Origin of the sequence: Amycolatopsis sp. NBRC 101858 (assembly GCF_030269325.1) — a bacterium.
GTDB classification, from domain to species: domain Bacteria; phylum Actinomycetota; class Actinomycetes; order Mycobacteriales; family Pseudonocardiaceae; genus Amycolatopsis; species Amycolatopsis ponsaeliensis.
The window spans coordinates 150943-174498 of sequence record NZ_BSTD01000006.1; the positions used below are offsets into that span (position 1 = coordinate 150943).

Below are 23556 nucleotides of genomic sequence, written 5' to 3' on the forward strand. Positions count from 1 at the left end.
GCAGCGCCTGCGGACGCCTCCCTCTCGGGATGGAGCGCTAAAGGTCGATGACGACCTTGCCGTGCACGTGCCGGCCGGCCTGGAGCTCGGCCGCCTGGCGGATCCGCTCGATCGGGAAGCTCGCCGCGACCGGCACGCGGAGCCGACCCGCCGCGACCAGGCGCGCGATCTCTTCCAGAGCGCCGGCAGGAGCGTTCGCGCCGTTGGCCGCCTTCACACCGTCGATTTGCGTGGCGATGGTGCAGATGCGGCCGTCGGGGACGCCGAGTTCCCGTGCGGTGTGCACTGTCTCCGTTCCGTGCAGGTCGATGGCGGCGGTGACACCGCCGGGCGCGAGGGCTCGGACCCGGTCGGCCAGGCCGTCGCCGTAGCCGACCGGCTCGGCGCCGAGGTCGCGCAGGAACCCGGCCGAACTCGCCGATCCCGTCCCGATCACGCGTGCTCCCGCGATGCGGGCCAGCTGAACGGCGAACACGCCGACCCCGCCCGCCGCGCCGCCGATCAGCACGGTGTCGTCCGGGCCGGGATCGACGACGGCGAGGGCGGCGGATGCCGTGCGGCCGGCGATCGAGAGAGCGGCGGCCGTGCGGTCGTCGACGCCGTCGGGAGTGTGCCGGGCCTCGTTCGCCGCGATCCCGCCGGCCGCGTCGATCACCACGAAGTCGGCGACCGCCCGGGACAGGGCACCGCCGAACACCCGGTCACCGGGCGCGAAGCCGGTCACCCCGGCGCCGACCTGGTCGACCACGCCCGCGTAGTCGGTCCCGAACCCGGCCGGGAGGCTCAGGCCGAATCGGGCGGCCGTGTCCGCGTCGGCGGTCATGATCCAGTCCATCGGGTTCAGGCCGGCGGCCGTGACCCGCACGCGGAGCTGTCCCGGGCCGGCCTGCGGTGCGGGCACCTCCTGGACTTCCAGCATTTCGGGGCCGCCGAAGGACTCGAGCCGGACCGCCCTGCTCCGGTGTTCTTGCATGAAGGTCTCCTGAAGTCGAGGAAACGGACTATGCTCCGTTTACCTGACCCGACCGTAGCACAACCGGAGCGTGATCCGTTTTGGCCGAAGGGGAGAAGCGGGCGGACGCGGCCCGCAACCGCGACCAGCTGCTCGCGGTGGCGACCCGCCTGTTCGTGGCGGCCGACGCCGAGCCGTCGCTGCGGGCGGTCGCGCGCGAGGCCGGCGTCGGCATCGCCACGCTCTACCGGCACTTCCCGACCCGCGAGTCGCTGGTCGACGCGGTCTACCAGGACCAGGTCACGCGACTGACGGCCGGCGCCCGCGACCTGCTCGACCGGCTGCCCCCGGCCGCGGCGATGCGGCGCTGGATGGACCTGTTCGGGGACTGGATCGCGACCAAGAACGGCATGCTCGACACGCTGCTCGCGATGATCGAGTCGGGCGAGATCGCCCACGCGCAGACCCGGACCGAGCTGCTGGCGGCCATCACCACGATCCTCGACGCCGGCCGCGCGTCGGGCGACCTCCGCTCCGACGTCACCGCCGAAGACATCGCCGCCGCCCTCATCGGCATCTTCACCGTGGCTCCCCCGCCCGCAAACGAGGCCAAGGCCGGCCGCCTGCTGAACCTCCTGAGCGACGGCCTCCGGCCACCGCCGGGCTGAGCCGCCTCACACCGGCGGCAGCGGACGCCCGTTCTCCGACGCGCGAGCGACGGTCGAAGGGATCTGCGACACCGTGCTGCGACGCCTGCTCGCCGAGGCCGAAGCTGCCGGCCTGATGGATTGGTCGGTGCCGGTGGACTCGGCGATCGCCCGGGCGCATCACCACGCCACCACCATCACCCGCCCCACAGGGGGCCGGTTCGAACTACCCGGATCTGCGCACCGAGCTGCCTGACCGCGTCCGCGGCGACAAGGCCTGTTCCTCGAGGGCGATCCGCGGACACCTGCGCACCCGCGGCATCACCGCCGTGATCCCCGATCAGGCCGGGCACCGCAAACGCCGCGGCGGGACGCCTGGTCGCCCACAACCCGGCCGAGCTGTGGGCGACCAGGCGTCAACCGGCTAGTAAGCGACCTTGCGCAGTTCCGAAGCCGCGAAACCGTTCACCCACAACGACTGCACCTTCGCCGCTTCGGCTGCCGAAGGCTTCGCGTTCTTGCACGCCGTTCCCGGGCCGTGGCCGGACATCAGCTCCGTGCACGGGCCCGTGTAGTGGTCCGGCAGCCCGAGGTTGTGGCCCAGCTCGTGCGCCGCGATGCGGGTCGGGTCGAAGCCCTCCGCCACCTGGCTCGTGTCCAGGTAGATGTCGCCGCGGCCGTGGCCGTCGGTGTTCGTGTACGAACCGCCGCTGTGGATCTCGTGGAACTTGATCGTCGCCCCGGACGTCCGCTTGACCAGCTTCACGTCGGTGACCGCGGCGTTCCAGTTGGCCGCACCCTGGTCGATCTGGGTCAAGTAGTCCGGCGCGCCCGAGGAGCTGTAGTACAGCGTCGTGACGGCGGCCGCCGAAGCGCCGGGGGCGACCGCGAGCCCCACGCCCAGCGGGGCCGCGACCGCCGTGGCCAGTGCCACGATCCGGCCGATCACGCGTCCGTTCATCGTGTCTCCTTATGTCCGTTTAGAGAACACCCAACCGTGGTTCGCGCGATCAGGTTAGAAGTCCACGAGCGGCCCGGGCCACGGCCGAAAGTAGCTCCCTCCCGCGAGGGAGCCCGGTCCCGCCGCCGCAGGAGCCGTCCGGCCCCGCCCGCGTGGTCTGCTCGGCGGCATGGACGTCTTGCTGGGCCTGCTGACCCTCCCCCTCTACGCACTCGTGCTGTGGCCGCTGGTGGTCGCGTCGCGGCGGGTGCTCGGGGTCCGGATCGGCGCCGTCCGCGCGCTGGGCGGCGCCGCGTTCGGCTGGCTCGTCGCGGGCGGCATCGGCCAGGCGTTCCCGGTTTCCCTGCTGCACAACGGCGGCGCGGCCATCGGCCTGCTGATCCCCTTGGCGGGCAGCGCTTTCCTCGCGACGCTGATCTTCCTCCTCGTCGCCGAGATGGCCTTGCCGGGCGGCTTCCGGCTGCGCGCGGTCGGCGCCAAGATCACGCGCGCCCGCCGGTACTCGCAGATCAGCCGGATCGCCATCAAGCACGGCCTCGGGCGCTACCTCGCCGGCCGCCGCGACCCCGATCTCGCGCCCGGCCGGCCCGCCAAGCTCGCCCGCTCCCTGCGCCGCGCGCTGGAAGAGGGCGGCGTCACCTTCGTCAAGCTCGGCCAGCTGCTTTCGACGCGCGCGGACCTGCTGCCCCCGGTGTTCGTCGACGAGCTCGGCAAGCTGCAGGACCAGGTGGCGCCCGCGAAAGCCGACGCCGTGTGGGCGGTGCTGACCGAAGAGCTGGGCGGCTCGCCCGACGACGCTTTCGCCGAGTTCGACCCGAAACCGCTGGCCGCCGCGTCGGTCGCGCAGGTTCTACCGGGCGAAGCTGCACAGCGGCGAGGACGTCGTGGTCAAGGTCCAGCGCCCGGGGGTGCGGGAGCAGGCCGAACGCGACATCGACATCGTCCGGCGCGTCGCCGCGGCGCTGGAGGAGCGGGCGGACTGGGCGCGGTCGCTCGGGGTCGCCGAGCTCGCCGACGGGTTCGCCGAAGCACTCGCCGAGGAGCTCGACTTCACCATCGAGGCCCGCAACATCACCGCCGTGGCCACGGCTTCGTCCCCGGACGTCGTCCTGCCGACCGTCCACAAAGAACTGTCCACCGAACGCGTCCTCGTCATGTCCCGATTGGACGGAAAGCCGCTCGGGACGGCGCCGGCGGCCGACCGCAAGCGGCTCGCGCGCTCACTCCTGCGGTGCCTGCTCGACCAGGTGATGATCGGCGGCGTCTTCCACGCCGACCCGCACCCGGGCAACCTCATGGTCCTGCCCGACGGCCGCCTGGGGCTGCTCGACTTCGGCTCGGTCGGCCGGCTCGACGCCGGGCTGCGCGGCGGCCTGCAGAACCTGGTCCTGGCGCTGGACCGCGGTGACCCGGCGGCCCTGCGCGACGGGCTGCTGGAGATCGTCGACCGCACCGGCGACATCGACGAGCAACGCCTCGAACGCGCCCTCGGCGCCCTGGTCGCCCGCCACTTCGGGCCCGGCCGCGCCGCCGGGCTCGACCTGTTCACCGGGTTGTTCCGGGTGGTCGCGGACTTCCGGCTGAGCGTGCCGCCGCCGGTCGCCGCGGTGTTCCGGTCGCTGGCCACGGTGGAAGGCACCCTGGCCGCGCTGGATCCCGCGTTCGACGTCGTGGCCGAGTCGCGCGCGTTCGCCGTCGAGCAGGTCGGCGCCCGGCTGCGGCCGGACTCGGTGCGCCACACCGCGCTCACCGAGGTCATGGCGCTGCTGCCGGTGCTGCGCCGCATCCCCCGCCGCGTCGACCGCATCGGCGCGGCCCTGGAGGAGGGTCGGCTGTCGGTGAACGTCCGGCTCTTCTCCGACGAGCGCGACCGCGACGTCGTGACGAGCCTGGTGCACGAGGTCCTGCTGGCCTTCGTCGGAGCGGCGACCGGCCTGATGGCCGTGCTCCTGCTGACCGGCACGGGCGGCCCGCGCATCGCCGCGGACCTGACCCTGCACCAGGTGTTCGGCTACAACCTGCTGGTGATCAGCGCACTGGTGGGGCTGCGGCTGCTCTTCGTCGTCTTCCGGCGTTCCGGACGACGGACACGATCAGCCCGGTGAACCCGGCGACGAACAGCACGAACCCGCCGAGGATCCACCACCGCAGCGTGGTCAGAGTGCCGTCGGCGTAAGGCGTTCCGGGCAGGCCCGCGTCGGTGAACGCGGTGACCGGCGTCAGCGGCTTCGGCGTGACGACCGTGCCGGTGGCGACCACGACCCCGACGACACCGGACAGCCGCACCGGGCCGCTGAACCGCGAGTCGTCGGAGTTGCCCCGGTTGTCGCCCTCGACGAAGATCGCGCCCTCGGGCACCTCGGCGGAGAACTCGAAGAGACCTTCGTAGCCGGGAGTGATGTAGGGCTCGGTGAGCGGCTTGCCGTTGACCGAGAGGTGGTCGTCGGTGCAACAGGCGACCTTGTCCCCGGCGACCCCGACCACGCGGACGACACTGACTCCGGCGCGGCTCGAATCGGCGTACGCACTCATGTCGATGGCGACGACGTCCCCGCGGTGCACCCCGGCGTCGTCGGCCTGGCGCACGACGAGCCGGTCTCCGGGCGCCAGGGTCGGGCTCATGTTCCCGCTCTGCGTCACGTACGCGTCGTAGCCGAACAGCATCGTGCCCAGGCCGTACGCACCGGCGCCGACGCCGAGCAGCATCAAGGCCACCATCACCAGCACCACGCGCAGGTTCGAGCGCGGTTTCGCCGGCTCGGGCGGTGCCGGGGGAAAGGAAAGCTCGGTCACGACGAGGCGCCTTCCCGGACGAAGAACGAATAGTAGCGGTCGGTCCGGTACCCGCCGGTGCCGTAGCGGTGCGAAACCGTCAGCGAGTAGTACCCCGGCTCCTTGGGCGTCCACGTCAGCGTCGCCTGGCCGTCCGGACCCGCCGCGACCGTGCCGCTCTCGTCCTCCGACGGGCCCGAGAAGGTGTAGTCGTAGCTCGCCACCGAGTCCGACGCCGAGGAGAAGTGGAACGTCCCCGGCACGCCCGGACCCCCGCCGAAACGCCCTTCGGGGTAGTCGTCGGAGGTGATGATCGCCTGGCTGAACACCGAGAACGAGTAGCTCGTCTCGGTCGAAAGCGTCCCCGCGGCATCGCGGGTCCGGACGGAGAGCTGGTAGCTGTCGTAGCCCGGCGGGGTCCAGCCGACCGAAGCACGGCCGTCCGCGCCGACCGGCACCGTCACCTCCTGGCCCGCCAGCCGGTAGACGAACTCGACCGCGCCCGGCTGGTGCGCCACGAGGTCGAACCGGCCGGGGTGCCCGGCGGTGGTGCCGTTCTTCGGGAACTCGGCCGAGGTGACGTCCGGCTCGTCGTGGACGAAGACGGAGCCGTACCCCTGGTCGGTGGTGATCCCGCCGGCCGTGGTCGCCCGGGCCCAGACCGTCTGCCAGCCGCCGGTGGCCGGGGTCCAGGTGACTTCGGCGGTGCCGTCGGCGCGGGCCGCGATGGTGTGCGGCGGCTCGGAACCGATCGAGTACTCGTACCGCGCGACGTCCGGCACCTTGCTGCTGAACACGGCGTGCGCGGCCTCACCCGGGTGCGATCCCCCGGTCACCGTCACCTTCGGCGCGGCGCCGTCGATGGTCAGGGACACGGACCGTTCGAGGGTCGGCTCGGCCGTCCCGCTGTGGCTGCGGATCCGGACCTGGATGTAGTCGGTGCGGTCGGGCGTCCAGGTGATGGTGGCCGTGCCGTCCGGGCCGGCGGGCACCGACTTGACCGTGCCCGGCGAACCCCCGTTGAGGATGAACGAGTAGTCGTACGACGTGACACCGGCCGCGCGCGGCGCGAAGGTCAGGGTCCGCGGCGCGCCGAGCAGGAGCACGCCGTCCGCGCCGGTGACCGTCGGCATGTCGTCGACCTGGAAGTGGTACCCGCGTTCCGCCCCGATGTAGCCCGACGCGGTCTTGCTGCGCACGTACACGTCGTGGAACCCGCCGGTCGGCGGGGTGATCGTCGCGGCCCCCTTGTGGTCGTCCCCCGCGAGCACGCTCAGCGTCGGTCCGTCGTCGAGCCGGTACTGGTACTCGACGACGTTCTCGAGCGTCATCGGCGAGAAGGTGAAGACACCCGGGATGCCGACGCCGCCGTCGAGGTTCGTCCAGCCCTGCGGGTACTGCACCGACCAGATGTCGGGCCGCGACTCGTTGACGTAGAAGCCGCTCGACAGCGACTGCGAGCGGTTGCCCGCGCGGTCGATCGCGAAGGCGTAGATGTAGGTCCAGCCCGAGTCCGTGGGGGCCCACGTGACCGTCACCGGGCCGCCCGGGTGGTCCGGGGTCACGGTGTGCGGGTCGGTCCAGCCACCCGTCGCGATGGAGTACTCGTAGGAGACGACGTCGCCGGAACCGTTGGCGTCGAAGGTGAAGTGCCCCGGCACGCCGACGTCACCCTGCACGCCGCCGACGTCGGTCCGGTAGACGTCGGAGGTGACGGCAGGCGCGTTCGGCACGACGCGGTCGACGGTGAAGTAGCAGGTGGTGCTCCACGGCGAGACGTCCGTGCCGTCGTCACCCCGCACGTGCCAGGCGTAGGTGGCGCCCTCGGTGAGGTCCTCACTCTTCACCAGCACCGAGCCGGACCCGCCCTCGTACACCGGGGCGTCCAGCTGCCGCTTCGCCGCGGGCTGGTCGGCCGGCCACAGTTCGTAGCGCGCGGTCAGCTCGTCACCCGCGTCGGGATCGGTGAAGTTCCCGCTCATGACGACCGACGGGGTGAAGTCGCGGTGGTTCGGGTTGAGGTAGGTGCCCGGCGCGCCGGGTGTGCAGGCGACGTCGTTGTTCTCGAGGGCCGTGGGCGCGGCGGGCGCCGTGTTGTAGCCGACCTGCAGCGCGACGTTGTCGGCGAAGTCCCGGGCGTAGCGCGGGTCGAACTCCTGCCCGGCCGGGACCCGCAGCTCCAGCGTCACGGTTTTGTCGCCGCGCGCGGCCGCCGCGGACAGGGCGGCGGTGACGTCGAACCGGGCGTCGGCGACGACGCAACCCGACGCCGGCTTCCCCGCGGTGGCCAGGCGTTCCAGCTCGGCCGGTGGCTTCACCCACGACGAGCGCGAAGTGAACGGCGCGGTGCGCCACAGCTCCAGGGAGCGCTTACCGCAGTCCGCGGCGCGGGTTTCCTTCGCCGTCACCGCGGCCGAGACGACGTGCGTCCCCTTGAACCGGGCGACGTCGAAGGTGAAGAACGACCGGGCGGCCGTCGCGCCGCGCACGGTGGTGCCGACCGGGGCGGTTCCGGTGCCGCCGGCGTGGGCGGTCGTCGGCGTCGCCGCTTCGACGTACCCCCAGGACGCTCGCGCGACGGTGGCGGACGGCACGAACCCGTCCGCGGCCGAAGCCGCCGGAGCGGTGAGGACGGAGATGGACCCGGCTACCAGGACAGCCGGAAGCAGGACAAAGGTGCGCATACGTTCCCCCCTGACGAGTGCACCGATGTATCGACGGGGGCCGGCGAACGTTACGGGTTACCCCGTTCGGGGGACGTACATGATCACCGCGACGCCCGCCAGGCACAGCAGAGCGCCGAGCACGTCGTAGCGGTCCGGGCGGTAACCGTCCGCCACCATCCCCCAGGCCAGCGAGCCCGCCACGAACACGCCGCCGTACGCCGCGAGGATGCGGCCGAAGTGGGCGTCCGGCTGGAGTGTCGCCACGAAGCCGTACACGCCGAGGGCCAGCAGGCCGCCGCCGATCCACAGCCAGCCGCGGTGTTCGCGGACGCCCTGCCACACCAGCCACGCGCCGCCGATCTCGCAGACCGCCGCCGCGAGGAACAGGAGGATCGAGCGCAGGACCACGCCGGGATACTAGCTCCGTGCCGTTCACGCTGAGTCATCCCGCCGCCGTGCTCCCCCTGGCGAGACGACCGCTGGTGCCGGCCGCGCTCGTCGCCGGGTCGGTCGCGCCGGACGTCTTCTGGTTCGTGCCGCGGCTGCCCGGCATCGGCCTGACCAAGACCCACGAGCTCGCGTCCGTCCTCTGGCTCGACCCGCTCCTCGCGCTCGTCCTGCTGGCGGTCTTCCAGCTCGGCTTGAAGCGGCCGCTGCTCGCCCTGGCGCCGAGAAACCTGGCCGAGCGGCTCCCCCGCCACTTCGGCTGGCGGCGGCCGGGGTGGATCGCCCTGTCGCTGGTCCTCGGTGCCGCCACGCACGTCGGCTGGGACGCCTTCACCCACGAGAACGACGGGTTCGCGTTCCTGCGGACCCCGCTCGTCACCGGCGTCGACGTCGGACGGCTGATCCAGCTCGTCAGCACGATCGCCGGAGCCGGGGTCCTCGCCTGGTGGCTGGTGCGCTGGTACCGCACGGCGCCCACCGAACCCGCGCCGCCGTCCACCCGCCACCGCGGGCCCGTGATCGCTTTCCTGGCCGCGGGCACCCTGACCGGCGTCCTGGCGGAAGTCCTGCCCTTCCTGGCCCACCACGACCCGATGACGGACGCGGGCGTCGTCGGCAACGCGACCTACCTGGCGGTCACCGGCGCCGGCAGCGGTTTTCTCGCCGCGCTCGTCCTGCACGCGCTGGCCTGGCACGCGCGGTATAGGGCGTTATACACAAAACTCCCGCTTAATCACTTGCGAAAGGAGCGACACTTAAGAGGTGAACAAAGAGCGCAGAATCAAGCTTCTCCTTCGAAACACTCGAACGGATGAACTTTGCCTGATTGCCTGGTTTTCAGTGCGAAATTCTGATCTGTATTGGGGCCCCGGTACGCCAGGCCGCGCCACAAACTGGGTCACGTCGACAGACTTCTCGAAGTTCACCATCACCGTGCCTGACGACCTCGACTCGCTCCCACTGCAAAACTGGAAGGTGTCCCATCACAAGTCTGGCGTGATGCACGTAAACTCGACTTCGGATGGACAGCATCTCACGAAAGACGTCCATTTTGGTAGCGTCGTGGAAATCTCCGCACCCAAGCTCATTTCATTGCACATCAGCCGACCTCCCAAGGAGATGCCGACCTACCACAAATCACCTTCCCGAGCCGGCGCACGAACGATAGTCTTGAACGTGCCCGAGGAACTCTGGGCAAGACGACACTACTTCGAGTTCTACGTCAGCCCAGCCGGAACCTTTGAGTTCCCCGGCCCAATCCTCGCTTTAGCTGCCGGAGTTCAGCATCCGTCTTTCTCCATGACGTTCGCGAACGACGACGGCCACGGCAATCCAGACCTGGATCTGATCATTAGCTGTCGAGCAAATGTCCTGGATGCATCGCTTTCCGCATGGCATCCGGAAGCAGGTGTCTGGGCCCTGTTCTTCTGAGCTTATACACAAAGCGGGCCACCTCGGAAGGTGACCCGCTCGATGTGCCGGAAGTCAGACGGTGAAGCCGAGGGCGCGCAGCTGCTCGCGGCCGTCCTCGGTGATCTTCTCCGGGCCCCACGGGGGCATCCAGACCCAGTTGATCCGGAAGTCCTTGACGAGGCCGCCGGACGTCAGCGCGGCCGACGTCTGGTCTTCGATGACGTCGGTCAGCGGGCAGGCCGCCGAGGTGAGCGTCATGTCGATGGTGGCGGTGTTGTCCTGCTCGACGCGGATGTCGTAGACCAGGCCCAGGTCGACGACGTTGATGCCGAGCTCCGGGTCGACGACGTCGCGCATGGCTTCCTCGACGTCCTCGAGCTTGGCGAGATCGAGGTCCTGCGTGGCGGTGGTCTCGGCGTCGAGGTCGGCGGCGGTCCGGCCCTCGCGAGCGTCGGTGGCGGTGTCTTCGGTCATGCTTTCTCAGCTCCACTGGTGGTCCGGGCGACGGCGTCCTTGAAAGCCATCCAGCCGAGGAGGGCGCACTTGACGCGGGCGGGGTACTTGGCCACGCCCGCGAAGGCGATCCCGTCCTCCAGCACGTCTTCGTCCGGCTCGATCTTTCCCTTGCCCTGCATCAGCTCCACGAAGGCGTCCATGGTGGTGAACGCCTCCTCAAGCGTGTGGCCGACGACGAGATCCGTCAAGACCGACGTCGAAGCCTGGCTGATGGAGCAGCCCTGGCCGTCGTAGGAGACGTCGGCGACCTTCCCGTCGTCGACCTTGACCCGCAGCGTCACCTCGTCGCCGCAGGTCGGGTTGACCTGGAACGACTCGGCGTCGAACGGGTCGCGCAGGCCGCGCCCGTGCGGGTTCTTGTAGTGGTCCAGGATGATCTCCTGGTACATGCTTTCCAGGTTCACTGGGCCACCCCGAAGAACTTCTGGGCCTCGCGAACACCCGCTACCAGGGCGTCCACTTCGGACAGCGTGTTGTAGAGGTAGAACGACGCGCGCACGGTCGCCTGCGCGTTGCAGGCCCGGTGCAGCGGCCACGCGCAGTGGTGGCCGACGCGGACCGCGATGCCGAGGCTGTCGAGCACCTGGCCGGCGTCGTGCGGGTGCACGCCGTCGATCACGAACGACACGGTCGCGCCGCGGTCCTTCAGGTCCGTCGGCCCGACGATCCGGACACCCGGGATGGCGCCGATGCCGTCGAGGGCCGCCGCGGCGAGCTCGTGCTCGTGCGCCGCGATGCGGTCCATGCCGATGGCCGAGAGGTAGTCGACGGCCGCGCCGAGGCCGATGGCCTGCGACGTCATCGGCACGCCGGCCTCGAACCGCTGCGGCGGCGGGGCGAAGGTCGAGCCCTCCATGCGGACCATCTCGATCATCGACCCGCCGGTGAGGAACGGCGGCATGGCCGACAGCAGCTCGGTGCGCCCGTAGAGCACGCCGATGCCGGACGGGCCGAGCATCTTGTGCCCGGAGAACACCGCGAAGTCGACACCCAGCGCGTGGAAGTCCACCGGGAAGTGAGGAACCGACTGGCAGGCGTCGAGCACGGTCAGCGCGCCGACGGCCTTGGCCTTCTCGACCAGCAGCGAAACGGGGTTGACCGTGCCGAGCACGTTCGACTGGTGCGCGAACGCGACGACCTTGGTCTTCGGGGTGATGAGCTCGTCCACATCGGACAGGTCGAGCCTGCCGCCGGTGGTCACCTTGAACCACTTCAGCGTGGCCCCGGTGCGCTGGCACAGCTGCTGCCACGGCACGAGGTTCGCGTGGTGCTCCATCTCGGTGATGACGATTTCGTCGCCCGGCCCGACCCGGAAGCGCTCGGCCTCCGGGCCGGCCGTGGCGGCGTTGCTCATCGAGTACGCGACGAGGTTGATGCCCTCGGTCGCGTTCTTGGTGAACACCAGCTCCTCGGGGTCGGCGCCGACGAACTCCGCGATCTTCGCGCGCGCGGACTCGTAGGCGTCGGTGGCCTCTTCGGACAGCTGGTGCGCACCGCGGTGGACGGCGGCGTTCGACGTGAAGACGTAGTCGCGTTCGGCGTCGAACACCTGCGTCGGGCGTTGCGACGTCGCCCCGGAGTCCAGGTACACCAAGGGTTTCCCGTCGCGGACGGTGCGCGACAGGATCGGGAAGTCGGCGCGCAGGGCGGCGACGTCCAAAGGAACAGAGCTAGCCGAGGTGGTGGTCATCGGGCCGGCTCCTCTCTTTCTTTCTCGGTGTAGTCGTGACTCACAGGACGAACGTCAGAGCGCGGCCGGCTCGGGCTTGCCGACGTACTTGACGTAGCCGTTCTCCTCGAGCTCGTCCGCCAGCTCCTTGCCGCCCGACTCGACGATCTTGCCGCCGGCGAAGACGTGCACGAAGTCCGGCGTGATGTGCCGCAGGATCCGGGTGTAGTGCGTGATCAGCATGACGCCGACCTCGCTCGAAGCCTTGTACGCGTTCACGCCCTCGGAGACGACGCGCAGGGCGTCGACGTCGAGACCGGAGTCGGTCTCGTCGAGGATGGCGAACTTCGGCTTGAGCAGCGCCAGCTGCAGGATCTCGTGGCGCTTCTTCTCGCCGCCGGAGAAGCCCTCGTTGACCGAACGCTCGGCGAACTCCTGCGAGATCTCGAGCTTGCCCATCTCCTCCTTGACCTCCTTGACCCAGTGGCGCAGCTTGGGGGCCTCGCCACGGACCGCGGTGGCCGCGGTGCGGAGGAAGTTGGACATGGAGACGCCGGGGACCTCGACCGGGTACTGCATGGCCAGGAAGAGGCCGGCGCGGGCCCGCTCGTCGACGCTCATCTCGAGGACGTTCTCGCCGTCGAGCAGCACCTCGCCGGAGGTCACCTGGTACTTCGGGTGGCCGGCGATCGCGTAGGACAGGGTGGACTTGCCGGAGCCGTTGGGGCCCATGATCGCGTGGGTCTCGCCCGACTTGATCGTCAGGTTCACGCCCTTGAGGATCTCCTTGGCGCCTTCGTCGGTCTCGACCGAGGCGTGCAGGTCCTTGATTTCCAGGGTAGCCATTTCTTCGTTTCCTAAGTCAGAGAGCGGTCAGGCGCCAACGGCTTCGAGCTCGGCCTCGATCGCGGCTTCGAGGCGCTCCCGCACCTCGGGGACGTCGATCTTCACCAGGATCTCGTGGAAGAACCCGCGCACGACCAAGCGGCGGGCGGCTTCTTCGGCGATCCCACGCGACTGGAGGTAGAACAACTGCTCGTCGTCGAACCTTCCCGTCGCGCTCGCGTGGCCGGCGCCTTCGATCTCGCCGGTCTCGATCTCCAGGTTCGGCACGGAGTCCGCGCGCGCCCCGGGCGTGAGCACCAGGTTGCGGTTGAACTCGTAGGTGTCGGTGGCCTCGGCCGCGGCGCGGATCAGCACGTCGCCGATCCAGACCGTGTGCGCGCCCTCGCCCTGCAGCGCGCCCTTGTAGCCCACGCGCGACTTGCAGTTCGGCACCGCGTGGTCGACGAAGAGGCGGTGCTCCTGGTGCTGGCCGCCGTCGGCGAAGTAGACGCCGAGCATGTCGACGTCGCCGCCCTTGTCGGTGAAGGTCGCCGTCGGCGAGACGCGGACCAGGTCACCGCCCAGGGTGATGACCGTGTGCCGCAGCGCGGCGTCGCGGCCCAGCTTCAGGTGCTGCTCGGAAACGTGCACCGCGTCGTCGGCCCAGTCCTGGACGCTGACCACGGTGACCTTGGCGCCGTCGCCGATGACGAACTCGACGTTGTCGGCGTAGGTGCCCGAGCCGACGTGGTCGAGGACGACGACGGCTTCGGCGAACGCCTCGGCGCGGACCTGCAGGTGCCCGTAGGCGACCTGGTCCACCCCCGGGCCGTGGATGCGCAGCACGGACGGCTTGGACGCCTTCGTCTCCTTGGGCACCGTCACGACGGTGGCCTTGGTGAACGAGGAGTACGCCTGCGCGGCGATGCGGTCGCTCGGGACACCCGCCTGGCCGAGCCGTGAGTCGTCGCGGCCGACGGTCTCGATGATGAGTTCGGGGGCGGCGTCGGCTTCCAGCGTGATCTCGCCGGTGGCGACCGCGGACCCGTCGTGCAGGCCGCGCAGCCGCTTCATCGGCGTGAAGCGCCAGTTCTCCTCACGGCCGCCCGGGACCTCGAAGGCCTCGACGTCGTAGGAGGTGAAGCGCTCCGCGCGGGAGGCCGCCGGAATGACGGCCCCCTCGCGAAGAGCTTCGGAAACGTTGTTCTCGGTAACCGACATGACTAGCCGACGGACCCTTCCATCTGGAGCTCGATCAGGCGGTTCAGCTCGAGCGCGTACTCCATCGGCAGCTCACGCGCGATGGGCTCGACGAACCCGCGCACGATCATCGCCATCGCCTCGGCCTCGTCGAGACCGCGCGACATCAGGTAGAACAGCTGCTCTTCGCTGACCTTGGACACCGTGGCCTCGTGGCCCATGGACACCTCGTCGTTGCGGATGTCCACGTACGGGTAGGTGTCCGAGCGCGAGATCGTGTCGACCAGCAGGGCGTCGCACACGACGCTGGAGCGCGAGTGGTGCGCCCGCTTCGCCACGCGGACCAGGCCGCGGTACGAGGTGCGGCCGCCGCCGCGCGCCACCGACTTCGACACGATCGTCGAGGAGGTGTACGGCGCGAGGTGCTCCATCTTGGCGCCCGCGTCCTGGTGCTGGCCCTCGCCCGCGAACGCGACCGAGAGGACCTCACCCTTGGCGTGCTCGCCCATGAGGAAGACCGACGGGTACTTCATGGTCACCTTGGAACCGATGTTGCCGTCGATCCATTCCATGGTCGCGCCCTCTTCGCACTTGGCGCGCTTGGTGACCAGGTTGTAGACGTTGTTCGACCAGTTCTGGATGGTCGTGTAGCGGCAGCGGGCGCCCTTCTTGACGATGATCTCCACGACCGCCGAGTGCAGCGAGTCGGACTGGTAGATCGGCGCCGTGCAGCCCTCGACGTAGTGCACGTAGGCGTCTTCGTCGACGATGATCAGGGTGCGCTCGAACTGGCCCATGTTCTCGGTGTTGATCCGGAAGTAGGCCTGCAGCGGGATGTCCACCTTGACGCCCTTGGGCACGTAGATGAACGAACCGCCGGACCACACCGCCGTGTTCAGCGCGGAGAACTTGTTGTCGCCGGCCGGGATGACCGAGCCGAAGTACTCCTCGAACAGCTCCGGGTGCGTCTTGAGCGCCGTGTCCGTGTCGAGGAAGAGCACGCCCTGCTTCTCGAGGTCCTCGCGGATCGAGTGGTAGACGACCTCGGACTCGTACTGGGCCGCGACACCCGCGACGAGGCGCTGCTTCTCCGCCTCGGGGATGCCGAGCTTGTCGTACGTGTTCTTGATGTCTTCGGGCAGGTCTTCCCAGCTCGCAGCCTGCTTCTCGCTGGAGCGGACGAAGTACTTGATGTTGTCGAAGTCGATCCCGGAGAGGTCGGCCCCCCAGTTGGGCATGGGCTTCTTCTCGAAGAGCTTGAGCGCCTTCAGTCGCGCTTCGCGCATCCACTCCGGTTCGGACTTCTTCCCGGAGATGTCGGTGACGACATCCTCGTTCAGCCCGCGACGGGCGCTGGCGCCCGCTTCGTCGGAGTCGGCCCAGCCGAACGCGTACTTGCCAAGGGACTCGATGGTCTCTTCCTGGCTCAGTGGCGCGGTGGTGGGAGTGCGCTGCTCGGCAGCGGCAGTCATGCGGGTTTCCCTCCATTCGGGATCCGTGCTGTGCGCCCTGAGGGCACCGTTCTGACCGGCTCGGGATGGGCCGGCGGACCCGCCGTGGCGGGTACGTGGGTGGTGCACGCGGAGTCACCGCGTGCGATGGTCGCCAGCCGCTGGACGTGGGTGCCCAGCAACTCGGCGAACGCCTCCGTCTCGGCCTCGCACAGCTGCGGGAACTCCGCGGCCACGTGGGCGACCGGACAGTGGTGCTGGCAGAGCTGAGCGCCGACGTTCTGACCGGGTGCCGGAGTGCCTACCTGACGGGTCGACGCAGCGTAGCCCTCCCTGGTCAGGGCGGTCGCCAGGGCCTCCGCGCGCGTCGCCGGATCACTCGATCCGGTGATCGCGGAGCGGTGCGGCCCGACGAGCTTCTCGATGCGCTGCTCGGCGAACGCGCGCACGGCGTCTTCACCGGCGTGCTCGGCCAGGAAGCGGATGGCGGAGACGGCCAGGTCGTCGTAGGCGTGCCCGAACCGGGCGCGGCCGGCCTCGGTCAGCAGGAAGAGCTTGGCCGGGCGGCCCCGGCCCCGGGGTCCGCGGCGGGGCGCGTCGCGCGTCTCGGCTTCGCCGTCCGCGAGAAGCGCGTCCAGGTGCCGGCGGACGGCCGCCGGGCTGATCCCGAGCTGCTCGGCGACCACGACGGCGGTCATGGGACCCTGTTCCAGGAGCAGCCGGGCGACCTCGCTGCGGGTCTTGCCCTCGGCGCTGACCTGCGACGGGACAGCGTTGACCGTGGCGCGGGGCATGTCGCCGCCCGCCTGGTCACCCGCCTCCGTCTTTTTCACAACACAAGTGTGTCTTATTTCCCGGCGGTCGGCAAAGGCGGGGTCTTCGGCAGTGACCCGACTCACTCCGCGGGGGCGGCGATACCCTGCTCCCGTGGCAGAGGGTGAACAGGACCAGCAAGGGACAGTGCTCGAGACCGAGCACGCCCACCCCGTGACGCTTTCGCCCGTCCGGCCCCGCGAGCCCCTCCCCCTCGAAGCCGACGAGCAACGCGGGCTGAACGTCGTCCGCCGGTTCGGCACGATCGGCTCGCTCTTCCTCGCCCTCGGCTCCCTCGGCGCCGGCGCCGCCCCGGTGATCAACCCGGTGCAGGAGATCCCGGTGCTGCGGCTGTTCACCCGCATCCCGACGGTGTCGCTGGCCATCGCGATCTCCGGGATGGGCATCCTCGTGCTCAGCTGGCTGATGCTCGGGAAGTTCGCCCGGCCCGACCGCGCCCGGCTCGCGTCGCAGGGCCAGCTCGCGCGCACGATCGCGCTGTGGGTGCTGCCGCTGCTGGTCATCCCGCCGCTGTTCTCCCGCGACGTCTACAGCTACCTCGCGCAGAGCGAGATCGTGCACCGCGGCATGGACCCCTACGTCCTCGGCCCGGCGCAGGCCCTCGGCGTCGCCGACCCGTTCACGATGGGCGTGTCGAACATGTGGCGCGAGACGCCGGCGCCGTACGGGCCCCTGGTGCTGCGCCTCGGCGGCTGGCTCGCGCCGCTGTCCGGCAACAGCATCGCCGTCGGCGTGCTCCTGCAGCGCGTGCTCGCCCTGGCCGGTGTGGTCCTCATCGTCTGGGCGCTGCCCCGGCTCGCCCGCCGCTTCGGCGTCCAGCCCGCGACGGCGCTGTGGCTCGGCGCCCTGAACCCGCTGCTGATCTTCCACTTCATCGCCGGCGCCCACAACGACGCGCTCGCCATCGGCCTGATGCTCGCCGGGCTGGAGGTCGGCATCCGGCGGCTGCCGATCCGGGTGAAGGGCGACACGCCACCGCCACTGGCGCGCGGGGAGCTGCTCTACATCGGGCTCGGGGTGGCGATCATCACCCTGGGCGTCGCGGTGAAGCTGCCCGCCCTGTTCGCCTTGCCGTTCTTCGCCGTGATGGTCGCGCGGCGCTGGCACGGCCGGCTCAAGGACCTCTTCGTCGCCGGGGCCCCGATGGCGCTGTGGTTCGGGCTGGTGCTGGTCGCCGTCTGCTTCGGCACCGGGCTCGGCTTCGGCTGGGTCGGCGCGACGTTCGACACCCCGGGCCTGGTCCGCTCCTGGATCTCCCCCACCGCCGAGCTCGCCAACCTCTCCGGCGTCCTGGGCATCGCGCTCGGGCTCGGCAACCACACCAACGGCCTGGTGCCCATCCTCGGCGCGCTCGGCTACCTCGTCGCCGTCGCCATCACGGTCAAGTTCCTGTGGGACAGCTTCAAGTGGCGCTACCGGCCGATCATCGGCCTCGGCGTCTCCCTCGGCGCGGTGATGATCCTGCAGATCAACCTGCAGCCCTGGTACGTGCTGTGGGCGGTGATCCCGCTGGCCGCCGCGGCCGGGACGTCCCGGTTCCGGGTGGCCGCGGCGGTGCTGTCCGCCGCCCTGCCGTTCCTGCTGCCGCCCACCGGCAGCACCTTCGACGGCCGCCCGTACGTGCTCCCCTTCGCCTACGTCGCGGCGATCGTCGTGTGCGGCGGCGGGATGCTGGTCGTGCGGCGACTCGCCCCCGTCCTGCTCTCCAGGCCGTCCCCGCGGGTGCCCGCGCGGGCCGACGCCGTATCGTGACCCGATGTGAGTGCCCCCGCCGTCGAGATCACCGGGCTGGTGAAAAGCTACGGCTCCACCCGCGCGGTCGACGGTCTCGACCTGCGGATGGAGCGCGGCAGCCTGCTCGCCCTGCTCGGCCCGAACGGGGCCGGCAAGACCACCACCGTCGAGATCTGCGAAGGCTTCCTGAAGCCTGACGCCGGTTCGGTGCGCGTGCTCGGCCTCGACCCCGTGCGCGAGTCGGCCGCGCTGCGCCCCCGCGTCGGGATCATGCCCCAGGGCGGCGGTGCCTACCCCGGAGTCCGCGCCGACGAGATGCTCGGGCTGGTGGCCTCCTGCGCGGCGTCCCCGCTGGATCCGGCGTGGCTGCTGGACATCCTCGGGCTGGCGTCGGTGCGGCGGACGCCGTTCAAGCGCCTTTCCGGCGGGCAGCAGCAGCGGCTTTCGCTGGCGTGCGCGCTGATCGGGCGGCCGGAGCTGGTGTTCCTCGACGAGCCGACCGCGGGCATGGACCCGCAGGCCCGGCGGCTGGTGTGGGACCTGCTGGGCGCGCTGCGCCGCGACGGCGTCTCGGTGCTGCTGACCACGCACCTGATGGAGGAGGCCGAAGCCCTGGCCGACACCGTGGTGATCATGGACCACGGCAAGGTCGTCGTCTCGGGAGCACCGCAGTCGTTGACGGTCGACGAGAGCGGCACCGCGGGCCTGCGGTTCAAGGCGCGCACGCGGCTGGACACGGCGTTGCTGACCGCGGCGCTGCCGGAGGGCTACGCGGTGCGCGAGGCGGCGCCGGGCACGTACGTCGTGGTGGGCTCGGTCGACCCGCAGGTCGTGTCGACGGTCACGGCGTGGTGCGCGCAGCAGGGCGTGCTGCCGGAGGAGCTGCAGGTCGGCAAGCGCACGCTCGAAGAGGTCTTCCTGGAGCTGACCGGACGGGAGCTGCGGGCATGAGCGTTTTCGAGCCGGGTGTTTTTGCTCCGGCCCCCGGGCGCGGGTCCCTGGGCCGGATGCTGCGCACGCACGCGCGGGTCGAGGCGAGCCTGACGCTCCGCCACGGCGAGCAGGTGCTGCTGACGCTGCTCATCCCCTTGGCGTTGCTGATCGGGTTGTCATTGTTGGACATCCTGCCCGCGTCCCAGCTGGGTACGACGTCCAAAGTGGACTGGATCACGCCCCGCATCCTGGCGCTGGCGGTGATGTCGTCGGCGTTCACGGGCCAGGCGATCGCACTGGGTTTCGACCGGCGTTACGGCGTGCTGAAGCGCCTCTCGGCGACGGCGTTGCCACGGTGGCTGCTGGTGGCGGGTCGGTTGATCGCGGCGCTGGTGGTGGTCGTGCTGCAGTCGGTGATCATCGGCGTGGTGGCGGCGTTCCTGGGGTGGTCGCCTTCGTTCTCGGGCCTGGCTTCGGCTGTTCTGCTGCTGGTACTCGGGACCTTGGCGTTCGGGGCACTCGGCGTGCTGCTGGGTGGGGCGTTGCGCGCCGAAGCCGTGCTGGCGCTGGCGAACATCGTGTGGTTCGTGCTGCTCCTGGCGGGCGGCATCCTGCTGGCGCCGTCGTCGCTGCCTGCGGGGCTGGCGCGCGTGGTGGAGCTGCTGCCGTCGGGGGCATTGGCGGAGGGGATGCGGTCGGCGTTGGTCGACGGTTCGTTCGCCCCGGGGCCGATGGCGGTACTGGCGGTCTGGGCGGTCCTCGCGGGCGCTCTCGCGTCCCGCACGACGAAGCTCACCTGACCCAAGCCAGGGCGACACTCGGCCAGGGAAGCGCTCATCCCCAGGTCCAGGCTATTCCGATCCGCGATCCCGGTGTCAGGGCCTGAGCACGCAGCTCCACGTACCTCGACGACGAAACGGTCAGCATTCGCCTTGAACCAGGCGGTGGCTCGTCGTACATGGCATCGTCGGAGGCACCGACGATTTTCCAGCACTTGCGCGGAACGCTGTCACCCGAGAACTGCGCCCGAACCAGCACCTCCCGAGCTCCCTGACCGGTGATCACACTCTCGGAGAAGCTTGTGTACTGAGCGGGATGCACATAGCGGCCTCTCGTGGCGAAGAACCCGTACTCGCCCTCGTCGAGCGGGGCGGCCAGCATCACATCGACGAGCAACGCATCACCCTCGTCCGAAACGGAAACCGGCCTGATCTTGCCGATCGTACAATTGAGGTAAGGCTCGACATTGACTTTTCCGCCGCCGGAATGAGTCACCCCCTTCCGCGCCGCGGCCCTGACGACATAACGGTCCACCCCGTCGCCCGTAGCTCTGATCCAGCGCTCGACCGTGCGGGTCTCCCTCGTGCCCCTTGCACTGACGAACGAGGTGACGACCAAACGGTCCAGGTACACCGGATCCCAGAGATCATTGTGTGCTTCACCACGCGGCAGCGGCGTCTTCTGGGCCGCCGACCACAGCGACCACAACTCGCCCTCATCGCCATTCAGATAGCGGCCGACCTTTTTGACGAAATCCCAGGCCGGGACACGAGACCCTCGGAGCATCTCGTTGACCGTCGTGTGACTGACGCCGCCCACCTCACTCGCGATCTTCCGAGTGCTGGGTCTCCCGGCTCGAAGGTGCAACCTGCGCAGTGCCGACGCCAGTGACTCTTCAGGCGTCACCAGGACACCTCCTTCGACGCGTCACCAACATCGTAAGAAGATGTAAAGCCACCGTAAACCGCTGTAACGGCATTAGTTTTACGTGATCTCGTGGTTGCCGCCATGGTGGTTCGCACACGTCTGCTGGGACAAGGAAGTACCTATGCCGAAGTCGAGCCGATCCACATCACGTGCCGGACGGCCGCGAACTTTGGTCGAGGTCGGCGGGGCAGCGGTCGTATCCCTGGGTTCGGCAGCCTGCCTGATCGCATGGATGAATGGGGAGTCGCTCACAGTCGCGGTCCTCACCTCCGGAGCAGCGATGGCGGCGTTGTTGAACGCTCTGGTCGCCGTCGCGACTTTCCTGGCAAGCCACCCGCGTGACGACGCGCCCCCTCACAGATCGCACGAACGGGAGAAGAGCGCGAAAGGGCGAACCGACAAACGACGCCGAGCCTGACAGAGTCAACCCCGTGGACCGAGGCAACGCACGAAGGGCCTGCGACGTTCGGTACTCCGCGTGCGTGACCTAGGTCCCTTGTGGCCGCGGCGTCGTTCTGGGCGCGGGGACCTGCCGAAAGCCGCGTTTCCCGGCGCTCTACCATCGATGGGTGCCGTTCACCAGCCTCGTCGCCCGCTTGCCGTATCCCTCCGCCACCGTGCAGCGGGCCGTCGGGATCGCCGCGGTCCTCGCGCAGGCGCTGATCGGCGTCACCGGCTCCATCGTGCGCGTCACCGGCTCGGGCCTCGGCTGCCCGACCTGGCCGCAGTGCGTCGCCGGCAGCCTGGTCCCGGTGGACCACCCGGGCATCCACGCCCTCAACCAGTGGATCGAATTCAGCAACCGGATGCTGACCGGCGTCGTCATCGCCGTCGCCGCGATCGCCGTCCTCACGGCGTGGCGCGTGCAGATCGACCACCCGAGCCGCACCCGCCTGGTCAAGCTGGCCTGGACGATGCCCGGCGGCGTCGTGCTGCAGGCCGTCGTCGGCGGGATGACCGTGCTCGCCAAGCTCGAGTGGTGGACCGTCGCGATCCACTTCCTCGCCACCACTCCCCTCGTCTGGCTCGCGGTCCTGCTGCTGCGCGCGTTCCGCGAAGGCGACGAACCCGCGCGGCCGCTGGTGCCCGGCCGCTCGGTCCTGGTCGCGCTGGCCGTCGTGATGTGGCTGGTGCTCGCGGCGGGCACAACGGTGACCGGCGCCGGCCCGCACAGCGGCGACCTCAACACGCACCGCCTGGCCGTTTCGGTGGAGACGCTCGCCCAGGTCCACGGCGGACTGCTCGTGCTGTACATGCTCCTGCTCGCGGTGTTCGGTCTGCAGCTGCTGCGCGCCGGCGCGCCGAAGAGCCTGTGGCAGCGCTACATCGGGGTCTGGGTGGTCGCGCTCGCGCAGGGCGGGCTGGGCTCGCTGCAGTACGCGCTGGGCGTGCCGGAGGCGATGGTGTCGTTCCACGTCCTCGGCGCGATGGCGGTGATCGTCGCGACGGCGACGCTGTGGACGGGCAGCCGCGACCGCGGCCCGGTGACGTCGCTGGAGCCGGCCCCGCGGGAACTCGCCGCCGCCTGACGGCAACGCGGGCTTAACTCGGCGTCGGCGTGCCCGTTTCGCCCGTGGGTTACTGTTCGCGCCATGACCTCGCGCGCCGCCCCCAAGCCGCTGATCTCCCACCGCCGCGGCACGGGCGAGATGCTGGTGCTGAAGACGTTCCTCCTGGTGCCGTTCGCGGCGCTCCTGGTCGCGGTCCCGCTGGTGTGGGGCTGGGGCATGACGTGGATCGACCTGGCCCTGGCGGCGGCGTTCTACGTGCTGGCGACGCTCGGCGTGACGGTCGGCTACCACCGCTACTTCACCCACGGCGCGTTCAAGGCATCCCGCCCGTTGCGGATCGCCTTGGCTGTGGCGGGGGGCATGGCGGTCCAGGGGTCGGTGATCTTCTGGGTGGCGAGCCACCGCCGGCACCACGCTTTCGCCGACCGCGAGGGCGACCCGCATTCGCCGTGGCTGTTCGGGACGTCGCCGTCGGCGTTGCTGCGGGGTTTCTGGCACGCGCACATGGGGTGGATGTTTTCCCGCGAGGTGACCAACGCCGATCGGTTCGCCCCGGACCTGGTGGCCGATGGTGATCTGCGGGTGGTGAACCGGTACTTCTGGCTGTGGATCACGTTGAGCTTGGCTTTGCCGGCCGCGCTGGGCGGGTTGCTTTCGTGGTCTTGGTGGGGCGTCGTGACGGCTTTCTTCTGGGCTGGTCTTGTGCGGATCGCTTTCCTGCACCACGTGTCGTGGTCGGTGAATTCGATTTGTCACCTGATCGGGGAACGGCCGTTCGCTTCCCGCGACAAGGCGGCTAACTTTTGGCCGTTGGCGGTGCTTTCGATGGGTGAGTCGTGGCACAACTCGCACCACGCGGACCCGACCTGCGCGCGGCATGGGGTGCTGCGGGGGCAGGTCGATATTTCGGCTCGAGTGATTCGGACGTTCGAGCAACTCGGGTGGGCGACCGATGTGCGGTGGCCGCGGGCTGATCGTCTGGCCGCGAAGCGGGCAACCGCAGAAGCCTAATATGCCCACGGCGACACAAAAGAGAGCTGACGCACTCGATCGTGTCGCCCCCTTTCTCTTACGGTGAGCCGACTTCCGAACACCGAAGGAGACTCATGGGCAATCACAGCACCAACAACCCGCGTGGGAAAAAGCCGTGGATCGCCGCGGCAGGCGCGCTGGTCGTCGTAGTGGTCGCAGCGATCACTTTCGCATGGAACGACCACAAACCGGCGGCCACGGTGGCAGTTGGCGGCGGTGGCGGCAACACCGGCAACACGGTCACCGTCGATTGAGGAAGTCTCGTGACCGACATGACCTCACGTCG

General features: G+C 69.9%; 22 protein-coding genes and 1 pseudogene. 10 read left to right on the top strand and 13 right to left on the bottom strand.

Annotated features, from left to right (window positions below; translation table 11 throughout):
- Positions 1-37: 37 nt before the first annotated feature.
- Positions 38-973 (bottom strand): NADP-dependent oxidoreductase, encoded by a 936-nt coding sequence (locus tag QSK39_RS39820; RefSeq protein ID WP_285483005.1) that lies wholly within the window; start codon positions 971-973, stop codon positions 38-40.
- 80 nt (positions 974-1053) lie between these two features.
- Between QSK39_RS39820 and QSK39_RS39825 the strand changes: the two genes are divergently transcribed.
- Complete coding sequence (locus QSK39_RS39825) at positions 1054-1620, top strand: TetR/AcrR family transcriptional regulator (RefSeq protein WP_285483006.1); 567 nt, start codon at positions 1054-1056, stop codon at positions 1618-1620.
- 403 nt (positions 1621-2023) lie between these two features.
- Here the strand turns inward: QSK39_RS39825 and QSK39_RS39835 are convergent, their stop codons facing one another.
- A complete protein-coding gene (locus QSK39_RS39835) occupies positions 2024-2560 on the bottom strand; it encodes a snapalysin family zinc-dependent metalloprotease (protein WP_285483007.1) in 537 nt (178 codons plus the stop codon).
- 169 nt (positions 2561-2729) lie between these two features.
- Here QSK39_RS39835 and QSK39_RS39840 point away from each other — a divergent pair.
- Positions 2730-4665, top strand: a pseudogene (locus QSK39_RS39840) (ABC1 kinase family protein).
- On the opposite strand, the gene lepB reads toward QSK39_RS39840, so the two are convergent.
- The 3 genes from lepB to QSK39_RS39855 are packed head-to-tail and all read right to left on the bottom strand — an operon-like array spanning position 4589 to position 8406.
- A complete protein-coding gene (gene lepB, locus QSK39_RS39845) occupies positions 4589-5353 on the bottom strand; it encodes a signal peptidase I (protein ID WP_285483008.1) in 765 nt (254 codons plus the stop codon). The pseudogene QSK39_RS39840 and the gene lepB sit on opposite strands and share 77 nt — an antisense overlap.
- Positions 5350-8016, bottom strand: coding sequence for a hypothetical protein (locus tag QSK39_RS39850; protein ID WP_285483009.1), 2667 nt, complete (start codon positions 8014-8016; stop codon positions 5350-5352). The genes lepB and QSK39_RS39850 overlap by 4 nt, the downstream gene beginning before the upstream one ends.
- Before the next feature lie 57 nt (positions 8017-8073).
- Positions 8074-8406, bottom strand: coding sequence for a YnfA family protein (locus QSK39_RS39855; protein WP_285483010.1), 333 nt, complete (start codon positions 8404-8406; stop codon positions 8074-8076).
- A 17-nt stretch (positions 8407-8423) separates the two neighbouring features.
- Here QSK39_RS39855 and QSK39_RS39860 point away from each other — a divergent pair, with 17 nt between their 5' ends.
- Positions 8424-9260: a DUF4184 family protein gene (locus QSK39_RS39860; protein WP_285483011.1), complete on the top strand. Its 837-nt coding sequence runs from the start codon at positions 8424-8426 to the stop codon at positions 9258-9260.
- Complete coding sequence (locus tag QSK39_RS39865) at positions 9208-9876, top strand: hypothetical protein (RefSeq protein WP_285483012.1); 669 nt, start codon at positions 9208-9210, stop codon at positions 9874-9876. The genes QSK39_RS39860 and QSK39_RS39865 overlap by 53 nt, the downstream gene beginning before the upstream one ends.
- Before the next feature lie 54 nt (positions 9877-9930).
- Here QSK39_RS39865 and QSK39_RS39870 read toward each other — a convergent pair whose 3' ends face one another.
- From QSK39_RS39870 to QSK39_RS39900, 7 genes are read right to left on the bottom strand one after another with little or no spacing between them, the layout of a single operon-like run.
- On the bottom strand, positions 9931-10332 hold the full coding sequence (locus QSK39_RS39870) for a metal-sulfur cluster assembly factor (protein WP_285483013.1): 402 nt from the start codon (positions 10330-10332) through the stop codon (positions 9931-9933).
- Positions 10329-10778, bottom strand: a complete 450-nt coding sequence (gene sufU / locus QSK39_RS39875; RefSeq protein WP_285483014.1) for a Fe-S cluster assembly sulfur transfer protein SufU — start codon at positions 10776-10778, stop codon at positions 10329-10331. Before sufU ends, QSK39_RS39870 begins: the two co-directional genes overlap by 4 nt.
- The gene (locus QSK39_RS39880; RefSeq protein WP_285483015.1) at positions 10775-12064 is read right to left on the bottom strand and encodes a cysteine desulfurase; all 1290 of its coding nucleotides are present in this window, start codon (positions 12062-12064) and stop codon (positions 10775-10777) included. Before QSK39_RS39880 ends, sufU begins: the two co-directional genes overlap by 4 nt.
- Before the next feature lie 54 nt (positions 12065-12118).
- Positions 12119-12889, bottom strand: a complete 771-nt coding sequence (gene sufC / locus QSK39_RS39885; protein ID WP_285483016.1) for a Fe-S cluster assembly ATPase SufC — start codon at positions 12887-12889, stop codon at positions 12119-12121.
- A gap of 27 nt (positions 12890-12916) precedes the next feature.
- The gene (gene sufD, locus QSK39_RS39890; RefSeq protein WP_285483017.1) at positions 12917-14089 is read right to left on the bottom strand and encodes a Fe-S cluster assembly protein SufD; all 1173 of its coding nucleotides are present in this window, start codon (positions 14087-14089) and stop codon (positions 12917-12919) included.
- Positions 14090-14091: 2 nt separating this feature from the next.
- Complete coding sequence (gene sufB / locus QSK39_RS39895) at positions 14092-15540, bottom strand: Fe-S cluster assembly protein SufB (RefSeq protein WP_285483018.1); 1449 nt, start codon at positions 15538-15540, stop codon at positions 14092-14094.
- Entirely contained in the window at positions 15537-16313 is a 777-nt protein-coding gene (locus QSK39_RS39900) for a helix-turn-helix transcriptional regulator (protein WP_285483617.1), read from the bottom strand. Before QSK39_RS39900 ends, sufB begins: the two co-directional genes overlap by 4 nt.
- A gap of 166 nt (positions 16314-16479) precedes the next feature.
- On the opposite strand from QSK39_RS39900, the gene mptB reads away from it, so the two are divergent.
- From mptB to QSK39_RS39915, 3 genes are read left to right on the top strand one after another with little or no spacing between them, the layout of a single operon-like run.
- On the top strand, positions 16480-18105 hold the full coding sequence (gene mptB, locus QSK39_RS39905) for a polyprenol phosphomannose-dependent alpha 1,6 mannosyltransferase MptB (protein ID WP_502873361.1): 1626 nt from the start codon (positions 16480-16482) through the stop codon (positions 18103-18105).
- 6 nt (positions 18106-18111) lie between these two features.
- A complete protein-coding gene (locus QSK39_RS39910) occupies positions 18112-19038 on the top strand; it encodes an ABC transporter ATP-binding protein (RefSeq protein ID WP_285483019.1) in 927 nt (308 codons plus the stop codon).
- Positions 19035-19820, top strand: a complete 786-nt coding sequence (locus QSK39_RS39915; protein ID WP_285483020.1) for an ABC transporter permease — start codon at positions 19035-19037, stop codon at positions 19818-19820. Before QSK39_RS39910 ends, QSK39_RS39915 begins: the two co-directional genes overlap by 4 nt.
- Positions 19821-19854: 34 nt before the next feature.
- Here QSK39_RS39915 and QSK39_RS39920 read toward each other — a convergent pair whose 3' ends face one another.
- A complete protein-coding gene (locus QSK39_RS39920; RefSeq protein ID WP_285483021.1) occupies positions 19855-20706 on the bottom strand; it encodes a hypothetical protein in 852 nt (283 codons plus the stop codon).
- Positions 20707-21296: 590 nt separating this feature from the next.
- On the opposite strand from QSK39_RS39920, the gene QSK39_RS39925 reads away from it, so the two are divergent.
- From QSK39_RS39925 to QSK39_RS39935, 3 genes are all read left to right on the top strand, one after another.
- Complete coding sequence (locus QSK39_RS39925; protein ID WP_285483022.1) at positions 21297-22256, top strand: COX15/CtaA family protein; 960 nt, start codon at positions 21297-21299, stop codon at positions 22254-22256.
- Between the two features lie 63 nt (positions 22257-22319).
- Positions 22320-23249 carry an acyl-CoA desaturase gene (locus QSK39_RS39930; RefSeq protein ID WP_285483023.1) on the top strand — a complete coding sequence of 310 codons (930 nt, stop codon included), beginning with the start codon at positions 22320-22322 and terminating at the stop codon, positions 23247-23249.
- 95 nt (positions 23250-23344) lie between these two features.
- Complete coding sequence (locus QSK39_RS39935) at positions 23345-23524, top strand: hypothetical protein (RefSeq protein ID WP_285483024.1); 180 nt, start codon at positions 23345-23347, stop codon at positions 23522-23524.
- Positions 23525-23556 lie beyond the last annotated feature (32 nt).

Coding starts and splice junctions, on each gene's coding strand:
- QSK39_RS39835 (WP_285483007.1), bottom strand. CDS start 2,560: ATGAACGGACGCGTGATCGGCCGGATCGTGGCACTGGCCACGGCGGTC.
- QSK39_RS39935 (WP_285483024.1), top strand. CDS start 23,345: ATGGGCAATCACAGCACCAACAACCCGCGTGGGAAAAAGCCGTGGATC.
- QSK39_RS39850 (WP_285483009.1), bottom strand. CDS start 8,016: ATGCGCACCTTTGTCCTGCTTCCGGCTGTCCTGGTAGCCGGGTCCATC.
- QSK39_RS39870 (WP_285483013.1), bottom strand. CDS start 10,332: ATGACCGAAGACACCGCCACCGACGCTCGCGAGGGCCGGACCGCCGCC.
- QSK39_RS39820 (WP_285483005.1), bottom strand. CDS start 973: ATGCAAGAACACCGGAGCAGGGCGGTCCGGCTCGAGTCCTTCGGCGGC.
- QSK39_RS39880 (WP_285483015.1), bottom strand. CDS start 12,064: ATGACCACCACCTCGGCTAGCTCTGTTCCTTTGGACGTCGCCGCCCTG.
- sufC (WP_285483016.1), bottom strand. CDS start 12,889: ATGGCTACCCTGGAAATCAAGGACCTGCACGCCTCGGTCGAGACCGAC.
- sufB (WP_285483018.1), bottom strand. CDS start 15,540: ATGACTGCCGCTGCCGAGCAGCGCACTCCCACCACCGCGCCACTGAGC.
- QSK39_RS39930 (WP_285483023.1), top strand. CDS start 22,320: ATGACCTCGCGCGCCGCCCCCAAGCCGCTGATCTCCCACCGCCGCGGC.
- QSK39_RS39900 (WP_285483617.1), bottom strand. CDS start 16,313: ATGCCCCGCGCCACGGTCAACGCTGTCCCGTCGCAGGTCAGCGCCGAG.
- QSK39_RS39915 (WP_285483020.1), top strand. CDS start 19,035: ATGAGCGTTTTCGAGCCGGGTGTTTTTGCTCCGGCCCCCGGGCGCGGG.
- sufD (WP_285483017.1), bottom strand. CDS start 14,089: ATGTCGGTTACCGAGAACAACGTTTCCGAAGCTCTTCGCGAGGGGGCC.